General features: G+C 69.6%; 18 protein-coding genes. 10 read left to right on the top strand and 8 right to left on the bottom strand.

Translation table 11 applies throughout. The features are described 5' to 3' along the window. Together fxsT and KVT45_RS49275 are read right to left on the bottom strand one after the other, a co-directional pair. On the bottom strand, positions 1–2056 hold a 2056-nt coding region (gene fxsT, locus KVT45_RS49280), incomplete at its 3' end, for an FxSxx-COOH system tetratricopeptide repeat protein (protein WP_217559843.1). Between the two features lie 91 nt (positions 2057–2147). Next, positions 2148–3743 (bottom strand): Na+/H+ antiporter, encoded by a 1596-nt coding sequence (locus KVT45_RS49275; RefSeq protein ID WP_217559834.1) that lies wholly within the window; start codon positions 3741–3743, stop codon positions 2148–2150. A 61-nt stretch (positions 3744–3804) separates the two neighbouring features. Between KVT45_RS49275 and KVT45_RS49270 the strand changes: the two genes are divergently transcribed. From KVT45_RS49270 to KVT45_RS49260, 3 genes are all read left to right on the top strand, one after another. Then, a complete protein-coding gene (locus tag KVT45_RS49270) occupies positions 3805–4065 on the top strand; it encodes a UBP-type zinc finger domain-containing protein (protein ID WP_217559825.1) in 261 nt (86 codons plus the stop codon). Positions 4066–4337: 272 nt separating this feature from the next. Continuing rightward, positions 4338–4751 (top strand): anti-sigma regulatory factor, encoded by a 414-nt coding sequence (locus tag KVT45_RS49265; RefSeq protein WP_004925829.1) that lies wholly within the window; start codon positions 4338–4340, stop codon positions 4749–4751. After that, positions 4748–5860 (top strand): RNA polymerase sigma factor SigF, encoded by a 1113-nt coding sequence (locus KVT45_RS49260; protein WP_217559818.1) that lies wholly within the window; start codon positions 4748–4750, stop codon positions 5858–5860. The genes KVT45_RS49265 and KVT45_RS49260 overlap by 4 nt, the downstream gene beginning before the upstream one ends. 79 nt (positions 5861–5939) lie before the next feature. Here KVT45_RS49260 and KVT45_RS49255 read toward each other — a convergent pair whose 3' ends face one another. Continuing rightward, positions 5940–6386 carry a hypothetical protein gene (locus KVT45_RS49255; protein ID WP_217559803.1) on the bottom strand — a complete coding sequence of 149 codons (447 nt, stop codon included), beginning with the start codon at positions 6384–6386 and terminating at the stop codon, positions 5940–5942. Between the two features lie 137 nt (positions 6387–6523). Between KVT45_RS49255 and KVT45_RS49250 the strand changes: the two genes are divergently transcribed. Together KVT45_RS49250 and KVT45_RS49245 are read left to right on the top strand one after the other, a co-directional pair. Then, positions 6524–7492 carry a diacylglycerol kinase family protein gene (locus KVT45_RS49250; protein WP_089098843.1) on the top strand — a complete coding sequence of 323 codons (969 nt, stop codon included), beginning with the start codon at positions 6524–6526 and terminating at the stop codon, positions 7490–7492. Between the two features lie 320 nt (positions 7493–7812). Then, the gene (locus KVT45_RS49245; protein WP_010353616.1) at positions 7813–8070 is read left to right on the top strand and encodes a WhiB family transcriptional regulator; all 258 of its coding nucleotides are present in this window, start codon (positions 7813–7815) and stop codon (positions 8068–8070) included. Positions 8071–8264: 194 nt separating this feature from the next. On the opposite strand, the gene KVT45_RS49240 is transcribed toward KVT45_RS49245, so the two are convergent. Then, a complete protein-coding gene (locus KVT45_RS49240; RefSeq protein ID WP_217559801.1) occupies positions 8265–9740 on the bottom strand; it encodes a sensor histidine kinase in 1476 nt (491 codons plus the stop codon). Positions 9741–10376: 636 nt separating this feature from the next. On the opposite strand from KVT45_RS49240, the gene nagB reads away from it, so the two are divergent. Then, complete coding sequence (gene nagB, locus KVT45_RS49235) at positions 10377–11162, top strand: glucosamine-6-phosphate deaminase (RefSeq protein WP_217559793.1); 786 nt, start codon at positions 10377–10379, stop codon at positions 11160–11162. A 122-nt stretch (positions 11163–11284) separates the two neighbouring features. Further along, the gene (locus KVT45_RS49230; protein ID WP_217559783.1) at positions 11285–11821 is read left to right on the top strand and encodes a GNAT family N-acetyltransferase; all 537 of its coding nucleotides are present in this window, start codon (positions 11285–11287) and stop codon (positions 11819–11821) included. Positions 11822–11858: 37 nt separating this feature from the next. Here KVT45_RS49230 and KVT45_RS49225 read toward each other — a convergent pair whose 3' ends face one another. The 4 genes from KVT45_RS49225 to KVT45_RS49210 all read right to left on the bottom strand — a co-directional run bounded on the left by KVT45_RS49225 (position 11859) and on the right by KVT45_RS49210 (position 16661). Then, positions 11859–13349, bottom strand: coding sequence for a glycoside hydrolase family 3 protein (locus KVT45_RS49225; RefSeq protein WP_217559775.1), 1491 nt, complete (start codon positions 13347–13349; stop codon positions 11859–11861). Positions 13350–13358: 9 nt separating this feature from the next. Beyond that, a complete protein-coding gene (locus KVT45_RS49220; RefSeq protein WP_217559771.1) occupies positions 13359–14201 on the bottom strand; it encodes a carbohydrate ABC transporter permease in 843 nt (280 codons plus the stop codon). After that, a complete protein-coding gene (locus tag KVT45_RS49215; RefSeq protein WP_217559763.1) occupies positions 14198–15172 on the bottom strand; it encodes a carbohydrate ABC transporter permease in 975 nt (324 codons plus the stop codon). Before KVT45_RS49215 ends, KVT45_RS49220 begins: the two co-directional genes overlap by 4 nt. 202 nt (positions 15173–15374) lie before the next feature. Beyond that, positions 15375–16661, bottom strand: coding sequence for an extracellular solute-binding protein (locus KVT45_RS49210; RefSeq protein WP_217559755.1), 1287 nt, complete (start codon positions 16659–16661; stop codon positions 15375–15377). Positions 16662–17020: 359 nt separating this feature from the next. Here KVT45_RS49210 and KVT45_RS49205 point away from each other — a divergent pair, with 359 nt between their 5' ends. The 3 genes from KVT45_RS49205 (at position 17021) to mctP (ending at position 19836) form a co-directional block, all read left to right on the top strand. Then, positions 17021–17785: a GntR family transcriptional regulator gene (locus KVT45_RS49205; protein WP_093499171.1), complete on the top strand. Its 765-nt coding sequence runs from the start codon at positions 17021–17023 to the stop codon at positions 17783–17785. A 174-nt stretch (positions 17786–17959) separates the two neighbouring features. Further along, on the top strand, positions 17960–18235 hold the full coding sequence (locus KVT45_RS49200) for a DUF3311 domain-containing protein (RefSeq protein ID WP_217559742.1): 276 nt from the start codon (positions 17960–17962) through the stop codon (positions 18233–18235). Then, positions 18232–19836, top strand: coding sequence for a monocarboxylate uptake permease MctP (gene mctP, locus KVT45_RS49195; RefSeq protein WP_217559740.1), 1605 nt, complete (start codon positions 18232–18234; stop codon positions 19834–19836). The genes KVT45_RS49200 and mctP overlap by 4 nt, the downstream gene beginning before the upstream one ends. Positions 19837–19896 lie beyond the last annotated feature (60 nt).

Raw genomic sequence — 19896 nt, 5'->3', positions numbered from 1 at the left:
ACAGGGTGAGCGCGGTCCCCCGGTGGCTGGCGGACTGCAGCGTGTCGGGGTGGACCTCGCCGAGGACGCGGCGCCGTCGGTCGAAGGCGTCCTCGCTGATGCGCTCCGCCGCTTCGCGCTCGCCGAGGGCGAAGAGGATCGCCCCGAGGTCGTTGGCCGACTGGAGCGTGTCGGGGTCGTCGTCCCCGCGCAGCCGCCGGCGCCGGGTGTAGGTGTCCTCGATGAGGGGCCGCGCGCCCCGGAAGTCGCCGAGATCCGAGGTGGCGTGGCCCAGGTACTGGGCGCAGAACAGGACCTCTGGGTCATCGGGCCCGAGCCGGGACACCCACTTCTCGTGCAGCCCCGCGGCGAGCCCGGCCGCGCGCCCGGGCTGTCCGCTGCGGATCAGGAAATGGACGGCTTCGACGAGCGTGGGGCGCAGTTCGGGCCGGTCGGCGACGTCGAAGTGGGCCGTGGTGAGGTGCGCGGTCAGGCTCGCCCAGGCGCCCCAGTCGCCGGGGTCCAGCGCATCTCCCGGCGCGGCGGCGGCCAGCACGGCCGCCGCGTCGCTGCGGGCGGCCTCGCCGCGCGCCGGGTCGGCGTGGTCCCGCAGGACCGCCTGGGTCAGCCGGTGCACCTGGAAGGCGTGGGAGTCGGTGCGGGCCAGGCCGTAGTCGCTCAGGTGCCTGAGGCTCTGCCCGGGTCCCATCAGGTCGTCCGGATCACCGGGGATCGTGGTCATCCGGGGGCGTGCGTCCTCCAGCCACCTGGTGGGGATCGGCTCGGGCCCCAGGAAGGCCGCGACCCGGAGCAGTGCGGCCGCGTCGGGGTGGTGGTCGGCGAGGCGCCTCGCGGCGATCTCGACGGTGCCGGCGAGCGAGGCCGGATAGTCCGGGGCCTCGCCCGCCTCCAGCACCCGTACCGTCTTCTCGTCCAGGAGCCGTCGGTACCGCTCGACCGTGGTCCCGCTGCCGATCACGCCCGCCGCCTGGGCCAGGGCCAGCGGGAGGTCGCCCAGGTCCTTGGCGAGGGCCTCCGCCTCTTCGTCCGTGATGCCCTGGAGCCGGGTCGTGAGGTAGGCGAGGGAGTCGTCCCGGGTGAACACGTCGAGGTCCGTCCGGCGGGCGATGTGACGCCAGTTGGGGTTGCGCGAGGTGATCAGTACATGCCCCGGGCCCTCGGGCAGCCAGCGCCCGATCCGGTCCGGGTGCTCCACGTTGTCGAGGACGAGCAGCCACCGCGGTCTGCCGCGGAGGTCGTCCAGGAGGAGACGGGCGTTGCGCTCCGCGCCCGCCTCGGCGAGGGCGACGCCCAGCCGCTCGGCCAGCTCCGCGTAGTAGACCGGCAGCTGGTCGGACTGCTCGGCGTCGATCCACCACACCACGTCGTACTGGCTGGCGAAACGGTGTGCGTACTCCACCACGATCTGCGTCTTGCCGATGCCGCCCATCCCGTGCAGCGAGTGCACCACGGACGGGCCGCCGTCGAGCAGCCCCTCCCGCAGCGCGACGATCTGCGCCTCGCGGCCGGAGAAGTCTGGGTTGCGCCGGCGTACGTTCCACACCTCCGGTCGCTCGGCGCGCCCCGGCAGCTGCGGCTTCTCCTGGTCCGGTGTCGCCGCGGCGGCGCCGTCCGGCGGGAAGGCCGGTGAACTGCTCGGCCGTACCGCCCCGTTCACCGCCTCCCGCAGTGCGCCCAGGGCGGCCGGCTCCGCCCTGCCGTGCAGGTCGGTCCGCACCTTCGCCGCGAGCAGCGGGCCGACGTCCGCGTCGGTCAGCGGCTCGACGGCGAGCGGGATCATCCGGTCCCGCCGGGCCAGCGCGGCCGTCCGCTCGTCGTTCGACCGGCGGCCCTCCGCGAAGTAGGCCCGGGACAGCACCGCCACCACCGCGTCCGCCGAGGTCAGCGCCTCGTCCATGCGCTGGACGAAGTCGTCGCCGGTGCGCCAGTCCCAGACGTCCAGGATCACGGTGTGCCCGGCCTGCTCCAGGTGCCAGCCGATCCACTCGGCCCATGCGCGGTCGGCGCCCGCGTAGCTGATGAAGAACCGCTGCGCGTGCGCGTCGGTGTCGGTCATCGATCCCCCCGGGCCACCCTGTCCCCACGTTCCGGCCGCGTCGCTCCAATGATCCCCCGTCGGACCGGCGGCAGGGGGTGAATGCGCCGACTCACCCGGCCTCCCGGTACGCGGCGGCCTCCTCCAGGTCCAGCCGGCGCAGCAGGGTGCGCAGCATCTCGTCGTCGATGTAGCGGTGGTCGCGGAGCCGGACGAAGACCGTGCGTTCGGCGCTGATCATCTCGCGGGAGAGGCGGCGGTAGGTGTCGTCGACCGACTCGCCGGTGACGGGGTTGGTCTGGCCCAGGCGTTCCCAGACGGCGTTGCGGCGGCGCTCCAGGACCGAGCGGAGGCGGTCGGCGAGCGGTGGCGGGAGTTCGTTGCGGTCGTCGGTGAGGAGTTCGTCGAGGCGGGCCTCGGCCGAGCGGGAGGCCTGGGCCTGGGCGTTGGCCTCGGCGAGGGTCTCGGCCTGCGGGTCGCGGCCGGGGAAGCTCAGCCGGCGGATCAGCGGGGGCAGGGTCAGGCCCTGCACGACCAGCGTGCCGATCACGGTGGTGAAGGTCAGGAACAGGATCAGGTTGCGGTGCGGGAAGGCGCCGCCGCCGTGCACGGTGACCGGGATCGAGAAGGCGATGGCCAGGGAGACCACCCCGCGCATCCCGGCCCAGGAGGTCACCATCGCGCCCCTCCAGGTGGGGTTCGACTCCCGCTCCCGGATCCGCGCGGACAGGATCCGGGGCACGAAGGTCCCCGGGTACACCCAGGCGAAGCGGGCGGCGACCACCACCAGGAAGACGACCACCGCGTACCAGGCGGCCTGCACGCCCGCGTACTGCCCGAGTCCCCTGAGGACGATCGGCAGTTGGAGGCCGATCAGGGCGAAGACCGCCGACTCCAGGATGAAGGCGACCATCTTCCACACCGCTTCTTCCTGGAGCCGGGTGGCGAAGTCGACCTCCCACGCGCGGTGGCCGAGATAGAGCGCGACGACCACGACGGCGAGGACGCCGGAGGCGTGGAACTGCTCGGCGATGCCGTAGGCGACGAACGGGATCAGCAGGGACAGGGTGTTCTGGAGCAGCGGCTCCTTCAGGTGGGTGCGCAGCCAGTGCAGCGGCGCCATCAGGATCAGGCCGACGCCCACCCCGCCCACCGCCGCGAGCAGGAACTCCTCGATGCCGCCGACCCAGGTGGCGCCCGCGCCGACGGCCGCCGCCAGGGCGACCTTGTAGGCGGTGATCGCGGTGGCGTCGTTGAGCAGCGACTCGCCCTGGAGGATGGTCGTGATCCGGGACGGCAGACCCACCCGTCGCGCGACCGCCGTCGCCGCCACCGCGTCCGGCGGGGCCACCACCGCGCCCAGCACCAGGGCGGCCGGCAGCGGCATGCCCGGGACGAGCAGGTAGACCGCCCAGCCGACCACGAAGGTCGCGAAGAGCACGTATCCGACCGAGAGCAGCGCGACCGGTCGCATCTGGGCACGCAGGTCGAGATAGGAACTGTCGGACGCCGAGGTGTAGAGGAGCGGCGGCAGCAGCAGCGGCAGGACGACCTCGGGGTCGAGGGTGTAGTCCGGGATGCCGGGGATGTACGACACCACCAGCCCGACGGCCACCAGGAGCAGGGGCGCAGGCACCGGAGTGCGCCGGGCCGCCGCCGCGATCGCGGCGCTCCCCGCCACCAGCAACAGCAGTGGCATCACATCCATGATCCTCGCCCGCCCTCGTTTTTCGCGCGGCCACCCGCACACCCGTCGTAATCTGGCAATCATGAAACAGTGCACGCACCGCGACGCGCTGCCGCACCCGGAACCCGACCCGCTGAACGAGACGTGCCCGGAGTGTCTCGCCAAGGGGTGGCATCCGGTACAGCTGCGGCTCTGTCTGACCTGTGGCCATGTCGCCTGTTGCGACTCGTCGCCGGGAAGACATGCGACGGGCCACCACGAGACGTCCGGCCACCCCATAATGCGGACGTTCGAGCCCGGCGAGGACTGGCGCTGGTGCTTCGTCGACCACGTGCTCGTGTGACACTGCACTACGGCTGCTGAAGACCACAGCACCGACGGTTCGACGGTCCGACGCCGGGGTACGTCAACCCGGCGCGCGCTCTTCCCAATTGGGCAAGGCAGACCCCTAGACACGGAGCGTATCCACAGGTTTACTGTGAGTGACGCCAGGGGGTTGGGGTCCCGGGGACAGAAAAGTTCGGAGCGCGGTAGCGTCACCGCTGAACCACGTTGTGCGTTACCCCGAGGGGCGACCCTCGGCCCCGAAAAGCTTGTACCACCATGGAGGTGAGGGTGTCCCAGATCGCAGGCGAGCCCGCGACCCAGGACTTCGTGGAAGTCCGGCTGCCGGCTGCGGGTGCCTACCTGTCGGTGCTGCGCACGGCCACGGCCGGTCTCGCCGCCCGCTTGGACTTCACCCTGGACGAAATCGAGGATCTGCGCATCGCGGTCGACGAGGCCTGCGCGATCCTGCTCCAGCAGGCCGTTCCCGGCTCGGTGCTCAGCTGTGTCTTCCGCCTCGTCGACGACTCGCTGGAGGTCACGGTCTCCGCCCCGACCACGGACGGCCACGCCCCCTCGCGCGACACTTTCGCCTGGACCGTGCTCTCGGCCCTGGCGGGCAAGGTCTCGTCGGCCGTCGACGAGGACAAGACCGTGTCGATCAGCCTCTACAAACAGCGCGGCGCGGGACCCGGGCCGGCGTGAGGAACGGGGACGGGCCGGTGCGGGACGAAGAGCGCGGCACACGGGAGCTGCCGGCCGGGGACGAAGGCCCCGAGGCCGGCTCCCGCCGCATGGCTGACGGCATCGACGGCATCCCGGAACAGGCCAGGCCGCACCCGGAGGACGCCTCCGCGCAGGTCGGTCTGGAGGGTGCCGCGCAGAGCGCGCCCCCGGAAGGTCGGAACGGGGTCGCGGCCCCGCACCGAGCCGGGGCGAAGGCTCGTGGAAGGGCGACGGGCGGGACGATGAGCGAGCACGAGCGATACGCCGAGGACCAGGCGCTGGCCGCGGAGGTGGTGCAGGCGACCCAGCACGAACCTCAGGAACGCAGCCAGCCTCAGGACCGCAGCGGCGCGCGCGCCCTGTTCGTCGAGCTGCGCGGGCTGAAGGAGGGCAGCGCCGAGTACGCGGAGCTGCGCAATCGGCTGGTCCGGATGCATCTGCCGCTCGTGGAGCACCTCGCGCGCCGGTTCCGCAACCGCGGCGAGCCGCTGGACGACCTCACCCAGGTCGCCACCATCGGCCTGATCAAGTCGGTGGACCGGTTCGACCCGGACCGGGGCGTGGAGTTCTCGACGTACGCCACCCCGACCGTGGTCGGCGAGATCAAGCGCCACTTCCGGGACAAGGGCTGGGCGGTCCGCGTCCCGCGCCGGCTCCAGGAGCTGCGCCTCGCGCTCACCACCGCCACGGCGGAGCTGTCCCAGCAGCACGGCCGCTCCCCCACGGTCCACGAGCTGGCCGAGAAGCTCGCGATCTCGGAGGAGGAGGTCCTGGAGGGCCTGGAGTCGGCCAACGCCTACTCCACGCTGTCCCTGGACGTCCCCGACACCGACGACGAGTCCCCGGCGGTCGCCGACACCCTCGGCGCGGAGGACGAGGCCCTTGAGGGCGTCGAGTACCGCGAGTCCCTCAAGCCCCTGCTGGAAGACCTCCCGCCCCGAGAGAAGCGGATCCTTCTCCTCCGCTTCTTCGGCAACATGACCCAGTCCCAGATCGCCCAGGAGGTGGGCATCAGCCAGATGCACGTCTCACGGCTGCTGGCGAGGACTTTGGCCCAGCTGCGGGAGAAGCTGCTGGTGGAGGAGTAGAGCGCCCCAAAGGGGCGCGGGGCTGTATCCATATGCGGCTCCGCCGCGTGGGCGCGACAAGCCCCCACCGGCCCGCAGATCAGCTACTACGCCCGGGCCCCTTGATCCCAAGGGCCTGGGTGGTAGCAGAGTTCACCAGCAACACCAGCGAAGCCACCGCCACCACCGCCAGCACGATCCCCACCGGAATCGCCAGACTGTCGGCCTGCAACAGGTTGTAGGCCACCGGCAGCGCCATGATCTGCGTGATCACCGCCGGCCCCCGGCTCCAGCTCTTCCGCAGCAGCAGCCCGCGCGCGGCCAGCAGCGGCAGCAGCGCCAGCACGATCACGGTGACACCCCCGGTGATCGCCTGCCCCCGGTCGTCCGGATCCCCGGTGAACCCGAGCACGGCCAGCCACACCCCGCCGACGACCAGCGCGAGCCCTTCCAGCCCGGCCAGCGCGGCGGCATACGTCAGCCGTCGCGGACGGGGTCCGTCGATTCCGTCGGCCTTCTCGGCCGTAGGCACATCCTCACTGCTCACGCCGGAAAGGGTAGCCCTCGGCCCCGCGGCGGGACCCGCGCCCCTCGCACCCGAGTGTTGAGACTCACGCCCCTATCTCTTACCGGATCCCTAACTCGGTCTGGGCCCGGTACTTTCCAGTAGGTACGCTGCAATCCATGCGTGCACTTCTCGTGGTCAATCCGGCGGCAACCACCACAAGCGCACGTAGGCGCGACGTCCTCATCCACGCGCTCGCGAGCGAAGTGAAGCTGGAGGCGGTCACCACCGAGTACCGCGGCCACGCCCGCGACCTGGCGCGGCTCGCGGCGGAGAGCGACGACATCGACCTCGTCGTGGCACTCGGCGGCGACGGCACGGTCAACGAGGTGGTCAACGGCCTGCTCCACAACGGCCCCGACCCGGACCGGCTGCCCGGCCTCGCGGTGGTCCCCGGCGGCTCCACCAATGTCTTCGCCCGCGCCCTGGGGCTGCCCAACGACCCGGTCGAGGCCACCGGCGACCTGCTGGACGCGCTGCGCGAGAAGCGCGAGCGCCTCGTCGGCCTCGGTCTGACCGCCGGCACACCCGGCACCGAGGACGAAGCGGTCCCGGCCCGCTGGTTCACCTTCAACGCGGGACTCGGCTTCGACGCGGGAGTGGTCGGCAGGGTCGAGCAGCAGCGCGAGCTCGGCAAGAAGTCGACGCACGCGCTGTACGTCCGTCAGGTGGTCCGGCAGTTCTTCGGCGAGCAGCACCGGCGGCACGGCACGATCACCCTTGAGCGGCCCGGCGCCGACCCGATCAACGATCTCGTCGTGGCGATAGTCTCGAACACCTCGCCCTGGACGTATCTCGGCAATCGCCCGATGTACACGTCGCCTAAGGCCTCGTTCGATAAAGGCATCGACGTACTCGGTCTCAGCCGCCTGTCGACCGCCGCGGTTGCCCGGTATGGCACGCAGTTGCTCACTTCGTCCCCCGAGCGCGGACCCCACGGCAAGCATGCGGTGTCGCTGCACGACCTGGACCAGTTCACCTTGCATTCGAAGGTCCCCCTCCCCCTTCAGATGGACGGCGACCACCTAGGACTGCGTACGAGCGTGACGTTCACAGGCGTACGCAGTGCACTGCGTGTGATTGTGTGAGCGGAACGGGCTAAAGTCCTTTCACTCGAACGTTTAGGCCAGGATCCACCCCATGGAAGTACGGCTGTGACCCAGTCGACACCGAGGAATCAAAAAAAACTTTCCGGAAGGGGTTGTATCCGTCGCTGAGGTTTGCGAGGCTCTACGTGGCGATCGGGACGGCCCGCAAGACCGGCCTCCACTGATCACCGGAATCCCACTTCAACTCACAGGACCCCTGCCAGGGAACCTGGCGGTCGGCCCTTCACTTGTTGAGGGATTCGTGAAAGCGTTCACATTCACAAGCAACGTGCATGTAATACCAAGGAGAGGTAGCAGCCATGGACTGGCGTCACAACGCCGTTTGCCGCGAGGAAGACCCCGAGCTCTTCTTCCCCATCGGCAACACCGGTCCTGCGCTGCTGCAGATCGAGGAAGCCAAGGCCGTCTGCCGTCGCTGCCCCGTTATGGATCAGTGTCTGCAGTGGGCGCTCGAGTCCGGCCAGGACTCCGGCGTCTGGGGTGGTCTCAGCGAGGACGAGCGTCGCGCGATGAAGCGCCGTGCCGCCCGCAACCGGGCCCGTCAGGCCACCGCCTGACAGTCCCACCCCTGGTGACAGCCTGAGCTTGGCGGCGCGTACAGCGAGTACGCATCTCCCGCCCCCGAGCCGCAGCGCGCAGTACCCCCGATGCGCTTAGTAACAAGCAGCAACGAGCGAGCAGCCCCGGACCCACCAGGTCCGGGGCTCTTTGCTGTCCAGAAGGCTTGTTCACAAGACTTGTTCCGGAAGGCCTATTTCTGCGGACGCACCGGTACGTCCAGGATCACCCGGGTCCCCCGCTCCGGCGCCGGCACCATGTCGAACGTACCGCCCAACTCGCCCTCCACCAGCGTCCGTACGATCTGCAGGCCGAGGTTGCCGGAGCGGTGCGGGTCGAAGCCCTCGGGCAGGCCGACGCCGTCGTCCTGGACGGTGACGAGGAGCCGGGCCTCCTTGGTGGTGCCGCCGCGGACCGCCGTGACCTCGACGGTGCCGGTGTCGCCCTCGCGGAAACCGTGTTCGAGGGCGTTCTGCAGGATTTCGGTGAGGACCATCGACAGCGGGGTGGCGACCTCGGCATCGAGTATCCCGAAGCGGCCGGTGCGCCGGCCGGTGACCTTCCCGGGCGAGATCTCGGCGACCATGGCGAGCACCCGGTCCGCGATCTCGTCGAACTCCACCCGCTCGTCCAGGTTCTGAGACAGCGTCTCATGCACGATGGCGATGGAGCCGACCCGCCGAACGGCCTCCTCCAGGGCCTCCCGGCCGCGGTCCGACTCGATGCGCCGGGCCTGGAGGCGCAGCAGCGCGGCGACCGTCTGGAGGTTGTTCTTCACCCGGTGGTGGATCTCCCGGATGGTCGCGTCCTTGGTGATCAACTCCCGCTCACGGCGCCGCAGTTCGGTGACGTCCCGGAGCAGCACCAGGGAACCGATCCGGGTGCCCTTGGGCTTGAGCGGGATCGCCCGGAACTGGATGACGCCGTCCTCGGACTCGATCTCGAACTCGCGCGGCGCCCAGCCGCTGGCGAGTTTGGCGAGCGCCTCGTCCACCGGCCCCTTGGTCGGGGCGAGTTCGGCGGTCGTCTGGCCGAGGTGATGGCCGAGCAGGTCGGCGGCGAGGCCGAGGCGGTGGTATGCGGAGAGGGCGTTCGGGGAGGCGTACTGGACGATGCCGTCGCCGTCCACCCGGATCAGGCCGTCGCCGACGCGCGGTGAGGCGTCCATGTCGACCTGCTGGTTCGGGAAGGGAAACGATCCGGCGGCGATCATCTGCGCCAGGTCGGAGGCGCTCTGGAGGTAGGTGAGCTCAAGGCGACTCGGGGTGCGCACGGTCAGCAGGTTGGTGTTGCGGGCGATGACTCCGAGGATCCGGCCCTCGCGCCGCACCGGGATGGACTCGACCCGTACGGGGACCTCTTCGCGCCACTCCGGGTCGCCCTCGCGCACGATCCGGCCCTCGTCATGGGCGATGTCCAGCATGGGCCGGCGGCCGCGCGGGACCAGGTGGCCGACCATGTCGTCCTGGTAGGAGGTGGGGCCGGTGTTGGGGCGCATCTGCGCCACCGAGACGTACCGGGTGCCGTCCCGGGTGGGGACCCACAGGACCAGGTCGGCGAAGGAGAGGTCGGAGAGCAGCTGCCACTCAGAGACCAGCAGATGGAGCCACTCGAGGTCGGAGTCGTCGAGGGCGGTGTGCTGGCGGACCAGTTCGTTCATGGAGGGCACGTCTGTGAGCGTACCTGGGGGTATGTGGATGGCCGAAAAACAGCGGGTCCGGGAGAGCGGGGCCGGGAGAGACGGCGGGCCCGGAAACACCCGCGGGCCGCGGCGCCTGGGAGGGACCCTCAACCCTCCCGGCACCGCAGCCCGGAGCAGCAACGGCCGCGGGGTGTGCGGTCCCGGTCGGCCGAAGGTGAGGATCCGGGGCAGTCAGGGCAGAGAGCTCCGGTTCCTCGGTCCGCCTTCCTGTGCGGGGAAGACGGAAGAGTGTGACTGTGCCGTACGGCTGATGCCGTACTCGTTCAGCCCTCGTACGCAATTGTGGACTAGACCACGGTGTGTGTCCATGCGTTGGAGACTGTTCACAGTTGATGCGGTCGCAGCCTAGCCCGCCGGGATGGGCCATGGGGGCGGATGGCCAGGGCAATTTTCCCCGACCCGGGGAGGAGCCCGCGGCGAGCTGCGGAAATTTTCCTTAATTCACCCCATCTGACGTATTCACGTAACCTCGCACTTGTCCCCTTTCCCTGCGCCCGGCCCGCAGGGACAGGGACCGGTTCTGTTAGATTGGTCCCATCAGATTGGTCTAAACCACATAGACGTTCCAGACCCTCCAGCCCTCTTCAGAACGGCAGGCCCAGCGTGGAAGTTGTCATCGTTCCGGACGCCGCCGCGGGTGGCGAGCTGATCGCCGAGGCCATGGCCCAGCTGCTCCGGCAGAAGCCGGACGCGCTGCTGGGGGTGGCCACGGGCTCGACCCCGCTGCCCATCTACCAGGCGCTCACCGCCAAGGTCCGGGCCGGTGCCGTGGACACCTCGCAGGCGCGGATAGCCCAGCTCGACGAGTACGTGGGGCTGCCGGCCGAGCATCCGGAGTCGTACCGGTCGGTGCTGCGGCGCGAGGTGCTGGAGCCGCTCGGGATCGGGATGGGCGCGTTCCTCGGCCCCGACGGCGCGGCGGAGGACGTGCAGGCCGCCTGCAAGGCCTACGACGCGGAGCTGACGCGGGCGGGCGGCGTGGACCTGCAGTTGCTCGGGATCGGGACCGACGGGCACATCGGCTTCAACGAGCCGTGTTCCTCGCTGGCCTCGCGGACCCGGATCAAGACGCTGACCGAGCAGACCCGGGTCGACAACGCGCGGTTCTTCGACGGGGACATCGCGCAGGTGCCGCACCACGTCATCACCCAGGGGATCGGGACGATCCTGGAGGCCCGGCATCTGGTGCTGCTGGCCACGGGCGAGGGGAAGGCCGACGCGGTCGCGGCGACGGTGGAGGGGCCGGTCGCCGCGGTGTGCCCGGCGTCGGCGCTGCAGCTGCATCCGCATGCCACGGTGGTCGTCGACGAGGGCGCCGCGTCCAAGCTGAAGTTCGCGGACTACTTCCGGTACACCTTTTCCAACAAGCCGGGGTGGCAGGGGATTTAGCGGATTCGTCTGCCGGGTTCGGTTCTGTTCGGGCTGACCGTGAGTGGTGGGTTGCTCGCGCAGTTCCCCGCGCCCCTTGGGGCGCGGGGTGCGGGCGCGGGGTGTGGGATAGGTTGCCCGCCATGACTCTGTCAGGACCCGACGTCTGGCCGCCTGCCCCGATCAAGACCGAGCGGCTCGTGCTCCGTGCGTCCGAGGCCCGGGATCGTGCGGCGGTCATCGAGCTGAACGCCTCGCCGGAGGTGGGCACCTACCTCGGTGGCCCTCGGCCGCGTGCCGAGCTCGAACGCACGGTGCCCGAGGTGCCCGGGCGGCGCCCCGGCTTCTTCGTGGTCGAGCTCGACGGAGCGGCGATCGGCACGGTCGAGCTCAACCCGCAGACCCCCGAGACTCCGGTCCACCGCCAGGAGGCCGGGGAGACCCACCTCGGCTACCTGTTCCTGCCGGAGGCATGGGGACACGGGTATGCCGGCGAGGCATGCGCCGCGGCACTCGACTGGTTTTCCGGCGTGCTTCCCGATGCGTCGGTGGTGCTCTACACCCAGACCGCCAACGTCCGCTCGATGCGTCTCGCGGCGAAGCTCGGGTTCACCGAGCTGGAGCGATTCGAGGCGTACGACGCCGAGCAGTGGTTCGGGGTGTGGTCATCGGCCCGGTGACACCGCCCGGCAGATGACCACACCCCGGTGAAACGCGTTACGCGGTCACGCCCGCGATGACCTCGGCCGCCGCGACGCCGCACACCCTCGCCGCGCCGTGTGTCGCGATGTGCAGGGCGCCCCGGGGCGGGGCCTGGGGCAGGCCCATCTCCACCACGATCGTGTCGGGGCGGGCCTTGAGCAGGGTGTCCAGGGCCCTGGACATCCAGGGATGCCGGTGTTCGTCGCGTACCACCGCGACGACACGGCGCTCCCCCGCCGCCACGATCGCCGCGTGACCCGCGTCCTCGCCCGCGAAGCTGCCGGTCTCGGTGCCGGGCAGCAGACGGGTCAGTTCGGCGGACACGCCCCACGGGGTCTCCGTACCCACCGCGATGTTGGTCTCGGGGGTGAGGGAGGCGACGAAGAGGGGCTCGGCCGGGGGTGTGTAGGGGTCGACGCGCGTCACATGAAGCGCGCGGCGAGCGGCGACGAGGCCGATGTCCGTGAGGGTGGGGTCCGGGTGGGCCGCTTCCACCGTGGACGTCCAGGCCGCCAGCGCCCGCACCCGCTGCGCCGCATCCGCCAGGCGCTCCTCGGGGAGTTCGCCGGAGCGGACCGCCGCGACCAGGGCGTCGCGCAGCCGTCGTACCGTCTCGTCGTCCGAGAGGCCGCCGCCCACGCAGATCGCGTCGGCTCCGGCGGCGAGCGCCAGGACGCAGCCGTGCTCGATGCCGTAGGTCCCGGCGATGGCCTGCATCTCCATGCCGTCGGTGACGATCAGGCCGTCGTAGCCGAGTTCGCCGCGGAGCAGTTCGGTGAGGACGCGGTGGGACAGCGTCCCGGGCAGGGACGGGTCCAGGGCGGGGACCAGGATGTGCGCGCTCATCACGGCGCGGGTACCGGCCTCGATGGCGGCGCGGAAGGGGACCAGCTCGCGGACCTGCAGGACGTCGGCGGTCGCGTCGATGCGGGGCACGGCGAGGTGGGAGTCGACGGCGGTGTCGCCGTGGCCCGGGAAGTGCTTGGTGCAGGCCGCCACCCCGGCCGCCTGGAGGCCGCTGACGTAGGCCGCCGTGTGGCGGGCGACCAGGTCCTGGTCGGCGCCGAAGGAGCGGACGCCGATGACCGGGTTGGCGGAGTTGGAGTTCACGTCGGCGACCGGGGCCCAGCTGAAGTTGACCCCGCACGCGGCGAGGCGGCGGCCCAGTTCCAGGGCGACCAGCCGGGTCAGCTCCGGGTCGTCGACGGCGCCGAGGGCGTTGTTGCCGGGGAAGGAGGAACCGGTGCGCACCTCAAGGCGGGTGACATCACCGCCCTCCTCGTCGATCGCGACCAGGACGTCGTCCCGCTCGGCGCGCAACTGGGCGGTGAGAGCACCGAGTTGCTCGGCCGAGATGATGTTGCGGCCGAACACGCCCACGGAGGCGAGGCCTTCGCCCAGCCGGCGCAGCAGCCAGTCGGGGGCGGTGGTGCCGGTGAAGCCCGGCTGGAGGACCGTCAGCGCGTCGCGGGTGAGCGTGTCTGTGCCGCTGGCGTATGTCGTCATCGGAGGGGGTTATCCCTTCACGGCGCCCGCGGTGAGGCCTGCGGCCATCTTCCGCTGGACGAGGAGGAACAGGGCGACGATCGGCACGGCGAGCATGGTGGCGCCGGCCATCATCGGGGCGTATTCGGTGCCGTGCAGTGTGGTGAAGTTGGCGAGCCAGACGGTCGCCGTCTGGTGGTCCTGGCTGAGCAGCATCAGGGCGTAGAGGTACTCGTTCCAGGCCTGGATGAAGCCGTAGACCGAGGTGGCGACGAGGCCGGGGGCGAGCAGCGGGAAGACCACCCGGACGAAGGCGCCGGTGCGGGAGCAGCCGTCGACCATGGCGGCCTCCTCCAGCTCCTTCGGGATGTTGACGATGAAGCCGCGCAGGGTCCACACCGTGAACGGCAGGATGAACGTCAGATAGGTGATGATCAGGCCGCTGAGCTTGTCGTACTGGTCCAGGTCGTTGAGGAGCAGGAAGACCGGGATGATCATGGCGACCAGCGGGATCATCTGGACCGCGAGGATGCCGACGATCACGACCTTGCGGCCGCGGAAGGCGAACCGGGAGATGGCCAGGGCTGCCAGCAGTCCGATGACCATGCCGATCACCACGACGGAGAGGGACACGATCAGGCTGCGGCCGACCGGGCCCCAGAAGTCGGCGATGTCCAGGGCGCGGCTGAAGTTGGACAGGGTGATGCCGGTGGGCAGCAGGCTCGGGTCCGGGTCGATGGCGTCCTTCGCGGGCTTGAACGCCGTGTTCAGCATCCAGTAGACCGGGAAGCCCGCGACGAGGAACACGAGGAGGCCGAGGAGGTTCCAGCCGGCCTTCGACTTCCTGCGGCCGGGGGTGGCGACGGTGCTCATTCGACCTCTCCGATCTTCAGCATCTGGCGCATGTACACGGCGACGACGCCGAGCAGGAGGAGCACGGTGAGCAGGGCGATCGCGGAGCCCTGCCCGTAGTCGTTGACGACGAAGGCCCGGTCGTAGGACCAGGTGGTCAGCAGCTGGAACTCGGCCTCGGGGTGGCCGCCGCGCATCACGAAGACCTGCGGGAAGACGCCCATGTCCCAGATGACCGAGAGGGTCGTGAGCATCACGATGACCGGCTTGAGGATGGGCAGCGTGACGTAGCGGAACACGCCCCAGGGACCGGCGCCGTCGAGCCGGGCGGCCTCCTCCAGCTCCTGCGGGACCTGGGTGAGTCCGGCGCTGAGCGTGATGACCACGAAGGGGACCGCTCCCCAGACCACCAGGAGCATGATCACCGCGAGCCCCTCGGGTCCGCTGGCGAACCAGTTGTGGCCGACCATGTCGACCCCGGGGAGCTTGCTGAGCACGGCGTTGAGGACGCCGTAGTCGGAGTCGAAGAGCCACTTGAAGACCGTGGTGGCGACGATGACCGGCATGCCCCAGCTGGCCACCAGCGCGATGTTGACCAGCGTCTTCACCCAGCCGGAGACGCGTTGCAGGAGCAGGGCGATGAGCATGCCGACGACCATGGTGAAGACGACGCAGCCGGCCGCGAAGACGATCGTGCGCACCACGACCTGCCAGAACTCGCTGTCGTCGAGCACCTTGGAGAAGTTCCCGAACCCGATCCACTCGGCCGGCTTGAACCCCCACAGCTGGGACTGCCCGAAGTCCTGGAAGGAGAGGGTGACCAGGCGGTAGAGGGGGTAGCCGAGGACGAGCGCCAGGATCAGCAGGCAGGGGGCGAGCAGCAGCCAGGGGACGGCGGAACCGCCCGAGCGCCGGTTCGCACGTGGTCTTTGCGGGGAGTCCGGTGGCGGTGCCGGCACCTTGGCGGGTGTGGTCGTATCAACGGCACTCATCGTGCGCTCCTCAAACAGATCGAGAGAGGCCGCCAGCAACGCGCCCCTTCAGGGGACGCGCCCCGCGCCCCGTAAGGGGCGCGGGGAACTGCGCGACCAGCCACAACGAACCGGCACCAACCCACCAACCCATCGCGGCACCTTCTGACATCACCCGCCTGCCGGACCCGACCCCCCGTCGGCCGGGCCCGGCCGCAGGCCACTACGCGTTGTTGATGACCTTGTCGATCGCCGCGTCGGCCTCCTTGGCCGCCGCCTCGACCGACTCCTTGCCGGTGCCGATGTTCTGCAGCATCGTCTGCAGCACCTGGGCCTTCTCGACCTGACCCCAGCCCGGCGCCATCGGCACGAACCAGTTGGACTCGGCCGCGGTGGCCGGAACCGCCGTCGCCGGGTCGCTCTTCAGCGTGGCGAGGTCGGTCTTGTTGTTGGGCAGGTTGCCCTTGGCCATCAGGCCCTTCTGGCCGGAGGGACCGGTGAACGCGTTGATCCACTCGGCGGCGACGGCCTGCGCCTTGGACTTCACCGGGATGGCGAGGTCGGAGCCGCCCAGGAAGACCGGCATGTTCTTGCCGGACGGGCCGGGCATCACGAAGTTGACGAGGTTGTCCTTCAGCTTGCCGCCGGTCTTGTCGTTCTTCGGGTCGGCCGCGGTCGCGCCCTCCCAGGCGGCACCGAAGATCATGGCCGACTTGCCCTGGCCGTAGACGATGTAGCGGTCGGACTCGTCCTTGGTCTTGTCACCGTGCATGTACTTGTCGATGACGCTCTTGAACTCGGTGAGGCCCTTGATGGACTCCGGCGAGGAGAGGTTGCCCTGCCACTTGCCGCCGTTCTCGACGGCGATGGAGCCGCCGGCGTCGTAGACGAAGGACATGGCCGCGTACCAGTCACGGGTGGGCTGGTACCAGGCGCTGAACTTGTCGCCTTCCTTCTTCTGGATCTTGTCCAGGTCGGCGGTCAGCTCGGTGTAGGTCTTCGGCGTGGTCTTGATGCCGGCCGAGGCGGCGATGTCCTTGCGCCAGTTGGCGACGCGGCCACCGGCGTAGTACGGCACGCCGTAGGTCTTGCCCTGGTAGGTGACGGAGGCCTTGAGGCCGTCGAGCCACTGGTCGGAGCTGGTGAACTGGGAGGCGTCGACGGGGGCGAAGGCGCCCTTGACCATGTAGCTGAGCATCTCCGTGTTGCCCATCTCGACCACGTCGGGGGCCTTGTCCGTGGCGAGGACGGCGTCCAGCTTGGTGTTCTTGTCGGGCCAGCCGTAGTACTCGTGCTTGATCTTGATGCCGGGGTGCTTCTTCTGCACGGCGGCGTCGGCGGCCTTCACCAGGTCGGGCCAGTTGTTCTGCGCGTCCACCGTGAGCCAGACGGTCAGCGCCTTGGCGTCCGCCCCCTGGGACTTGTTGTCGTCCTTGTTGTCACTGCCACACGCCGCAACGGAGAAGACCATGCCCGCGATACCAATCGCGGCTATCAGCTTGCGCTTCACGCCACCCTCCTCAGGGATGCCACAAACCCCCCTGCCTCCCCGCACGAGCGTTGGGCCGGGACCTGGACCAATGGTGTAGACCAGTGCGGGAAGCTTGGCCCAGACCACTAGGCCTGTCAAGGGTGGTCGAATGAGCTCCGACCAGCCGTTATGGGACCTACATATGCAGGAACCTTTAAGTAAGAACCCCTCGAAAACCCGAGGCGCGGACGAGACAATTCCGGTAGACCACTCCAGCGATGGACTAGACCAGAAGGGCCCGCGACGGTATACAGAAGGGATCACGCAGCGTGCAGCGGAAACCCCGGTACGCTGCCGTGCCACGTGGCGAGCAGTACCAGTAGCCGGGAAGGCGGAGCATGAGCACCGACGTCAGCAGTGCGGAGAACGAGAGCGGGACAGCCGTCCGTACCGCGCGTGTGCCCAAGTACTACCGCCTGAAGAAGCACCTGCTCGAAATGACCGAGACACAGGCCCCCGGCACCCCGGTCCCGCCCGAGCGCACCCTGGCCGCCGAGTTCGACACCTCCCGCACCACCGTCCGCCAGGCCCTGCAGGAACTCGTCGTCGAGGGCCGCCTGGAACGCATCCAGGGCAAGGGCACCTTCGTCGCCAAGCCCAAGGTCTCCCAAGCGCTCCAGCTGACCTCGTACACCGAGGACATGCGCGCCCAGGGCCTGGAGCCGACCTCGCAGCTGCTGGACATCGGCTACATCACCGCCGACGACCGGCTCGCCGGCCTGCTCGACATAACGGCAGGTGGCCGGGTGCTGCGCATCGAGCGGCTGCGCATGGCCAACGGCGAGCCGATGGCGATCGAGACCACGCACCTCAGCGCGAAGCGCTTCCCGGCCCTGCGCCGCTCCCTCGTCAAGTACACGTCCCTGTACACCGCCCTCGCCGAGGTGTACGACGTCCATCTCGCCGAGGCCGAGGAGACCATCGAGACCTCCCTCGCGACCCCGCGCGAGGCCGGCCTGCTCGGCACCGACGTGGGCCTGCCGATGCTGATGCTCTCCCGCCACTCCCTGGACCGCGATGGCCAGCCGGTGGAATGGGTCCGCTCGGTGTACCGCGGCGACCGCTACAAGTTCGTGGCACGGCTCAAGCGGCCCCAGGACTGAGGCCGTTCACGCTCCGCCCCTTCTGACGGCGCATCACGCTTCTCCACGAAATCGACATGCCGATATGCGGATGAGGTCTTCCACTGACCTCACGGGTTCGCCATGATTGCCTGCGCATTACACAGGTGAACAACGGTGATCGCCGTGCGGTCAGTGAGGGGACGGAGCCGCGAGATGTCCGATGCGTCAGATGTGACCAAAGCGGCGGTGGTGACGCCTGTGCGCGTCGCCATCGCCCTCTGCCTGATAGCGCCCTTCGTGGCGATGCTGTGGGTGGGCTCGTACGCCAAGACGGACCCGGTGTTCATCGGGATCCCGTTCTTCTACTGGTACCAGATGCTGTGGGTGCTGCTCTCCACCGCGCTCACCATGACCGCCTACCAGCTGTGGCAGCGTGACCAGCGCGCCCGCAAGGCCGCCACGAGCGCGGACGGGGGTGCGGCGAAGTGAAGGACGGTGTGAACGGCGTCGCGCTCGGCGTCTTCATCTTCTTCTTCCTGGCCGTCACGGCCATCGGCTTCCTGGCCGCGCGCTGGCGCAAGGCCGAGAACGAGCACTCCCTCGACGAATGGGGCCTCGGCGGCCGGTCGTTCGGAACCTGGATAACCTGGTTCCTGCTCGGCGGCGACCTGTACACGGCCTACACCTTCGTCGCCGTACCGGCGGCGATCTACGCGGCGGGCGCGGCCGGCTTCTTCGCGGTGCCGTACACGATCCTGGTCTACCCGCTGATCTTCACGTTCCTGCCCCGTCTGTGGTCGGTCTCCCACAAGCACGGCTACGTGACGACCTCGGACTTCGTGCGCGGCCGCTTCGGCTCGCGGGGCCTCTCGCTCGCCGTCGCCCTGACCGGCATCCTGGCAACGATGCCATACATCGCACTGCAGCTCGTGGGCATCCAGGCGGTGCTCGACGTGATGGGCGTCGGCGGCAGCGACGGCACCAACTGGTTCCTGAAGGACCTCCCGCTCCTCATCGCGTTCGGCGTGCTCGCGGCCTACACCTACTCGTCCGGCCTTCGCGCCCCCGCCCTGATCGCGTTCGTGAAGGACGCGCTGATCTACATCGTCATCGCGGTGGCGATCATCTACATCCCGATCAAGCTGGGCGGCTTCGACGACATCTTCGCCAAGGCGGGCGACAAGTTCACGGCGGCGGGAGCGGGCGGCCTGGTCCCGGCCCCGGCCGGCCAGTGGACGTACGCCACCCTGGCGCTGGGCTCCGCACTCGCCCTCTTCATGTACCCGCACTCGATCACCGCGACGCTCTCCTCGAAGAGCCGTGACGTGATCCGCCGCAACACCACGATCCTGCCGCTGTACTCCCTGATGCTGGGCCTGCTCGCCCTGCTGGGCTTCATGGCCATCGCGGCCGGCGTCAAGGTCACCAACGGCCAGCTGGCCATCCCGCAGCTGTTCGAGAACATGTTCCCGGACTGGTTCGCGGGCGTCGCCTTCGCCGCGATCGGCATCGGCGCCCTGGTCCCCGCTGCCATCATGTCCATCGCGGCCGCGAACCTCTTCACCCGCAACATCTACCGGGACTTCATCAAGCCGGACGCCACGCCGAAGCAGGAGGCCCAGGTCTCCAAGCTGGTGTCCCTGCTGGTGAAGGTCGGCGCGCTGGTCTTCGTCCTCACCATGGACAAGACGGTCGCCATCAACTTCCAGCTCCTGGGCGGCATCTGGATCCTGCAGACCTTCCCGTCCCTGGTGGGCGGCCTGTTCACCCGCTGGTTCCACCGCTGGGCCCTGCTGGCGGGCTGGGCGGTCGGCATGGTCTACGGCACGGCCGCCGCGTACGGCGTGGCCTCTCCCACCCAGAACCACTTCGGCGGCTCCTCGAAGGAGATCCCCGGCATCGGCGAGATCGGCTACATCGGCCTGACCGCGTTCGTGCTGAACGTGGTGGTCACAGTGGTCCTGACCTTCGCCCTGAAGGCACTGAAGGCCCCCGAGGGCATCGACCAGACCAGCCCCGAGGACTACACAGCAGACGCGGGCGAACCGGACGTGGAGGTGGAACTCCCGCCAGCCGTAGCGCCCCTTTAGGGGCGCGGGGCTGTATCGATTTGCGGCTCCGCCGCGTGGGCGCGAGCAACCACACACAAC

This window comes from Streptomyces sp. GbtcB6 (genome assembly GCF_019091475.1).
In the GTDB taxonomy this organism is placed as follows: Bacteria; Actinomycetota; Actinomycetes; order Streptomycetales; family Streptomycetaceae; genus Streptomyces; species Streptomyces hyaluromycini.
This window is presented reverse-complemented; position numbering and strand designations above follow the sequence as displayed.

Excerpts from the sequence above, each read along its gene's own strand:
- KVT45_RS49275 (WP_217559834.1), bottom strand. The coding sequence starts at position 3,743 with ATGGATGTGATGCCACTGCTGTTGCTGGTGGCGGGGAGCGCCGCGATC.
- KVT45_RS49270 (WP_217559825.1), top strand. The coding sequence starts at position 3,805 with ATGAAACAGTGCACGCACCGCGACGCGCTGCCGCACCCGGAACCCGAC.
- KVT45_RS49250 (WP_089098843.1), top strand. The coding sequence starts at position 6,524 with ATGCGTGCACTTCTCGTGGTCAATCCGGCGGCAACCACCACAAGCGCA.
- KVT45_RS49245 (WP_010353616.1), top strand. The coding sequence starts at position 7,813 with ATGGACTGGCGTCACAACGCCGTTTGCCGCGAGGAAGACCCCGAGCTC.
- KVT45_RS49230 (WP_217559783.1), top strand. The coding sequence starts at position 11,285 with ATGACTCTGTCAGGACCCGACGTCTGGCCGCCTGCCCCGATCAAGACC.
- KVT45_RS49225 (WP_217559775.1), bottom strand. The coding sequence starts at position 13,349 with ATGACGACATACGCCAGCGGCACAGACACGCTCACCCGCGACGCGCTG.
- KVT45_RS49220 (WP_217559771.1), bottom strand. The coding sequence starts at position 14,201 with ATGAGCACCGTCGCCACCCCCGGCCGCAGGAAGTCGAAGGCCGGCTGG.
- KVT45_RS49215 (WP_217559763.1), bottom strand. The coding sequence starts at position 15,172 with ATGAGTGCCGTTGATACGACCACACCCGCCAAGGTGCCGGCACCGCCA.
- KVT45_RS49205 (WP_093499171.1), top strand. The coding sequence starts at position 17,021 with ATGAGCACCGACGTCAGCAGTGCGGAGAACGAGAGCGGGACAGCCGTC.
- KVT45_RS49200 (WP_217559742.1), top strand. The coding sequence starts at position 17,960 with ATGTCCGATGCGTCAGATGTGACCAAAGCGGCGGTGGTGACGCCTGTG.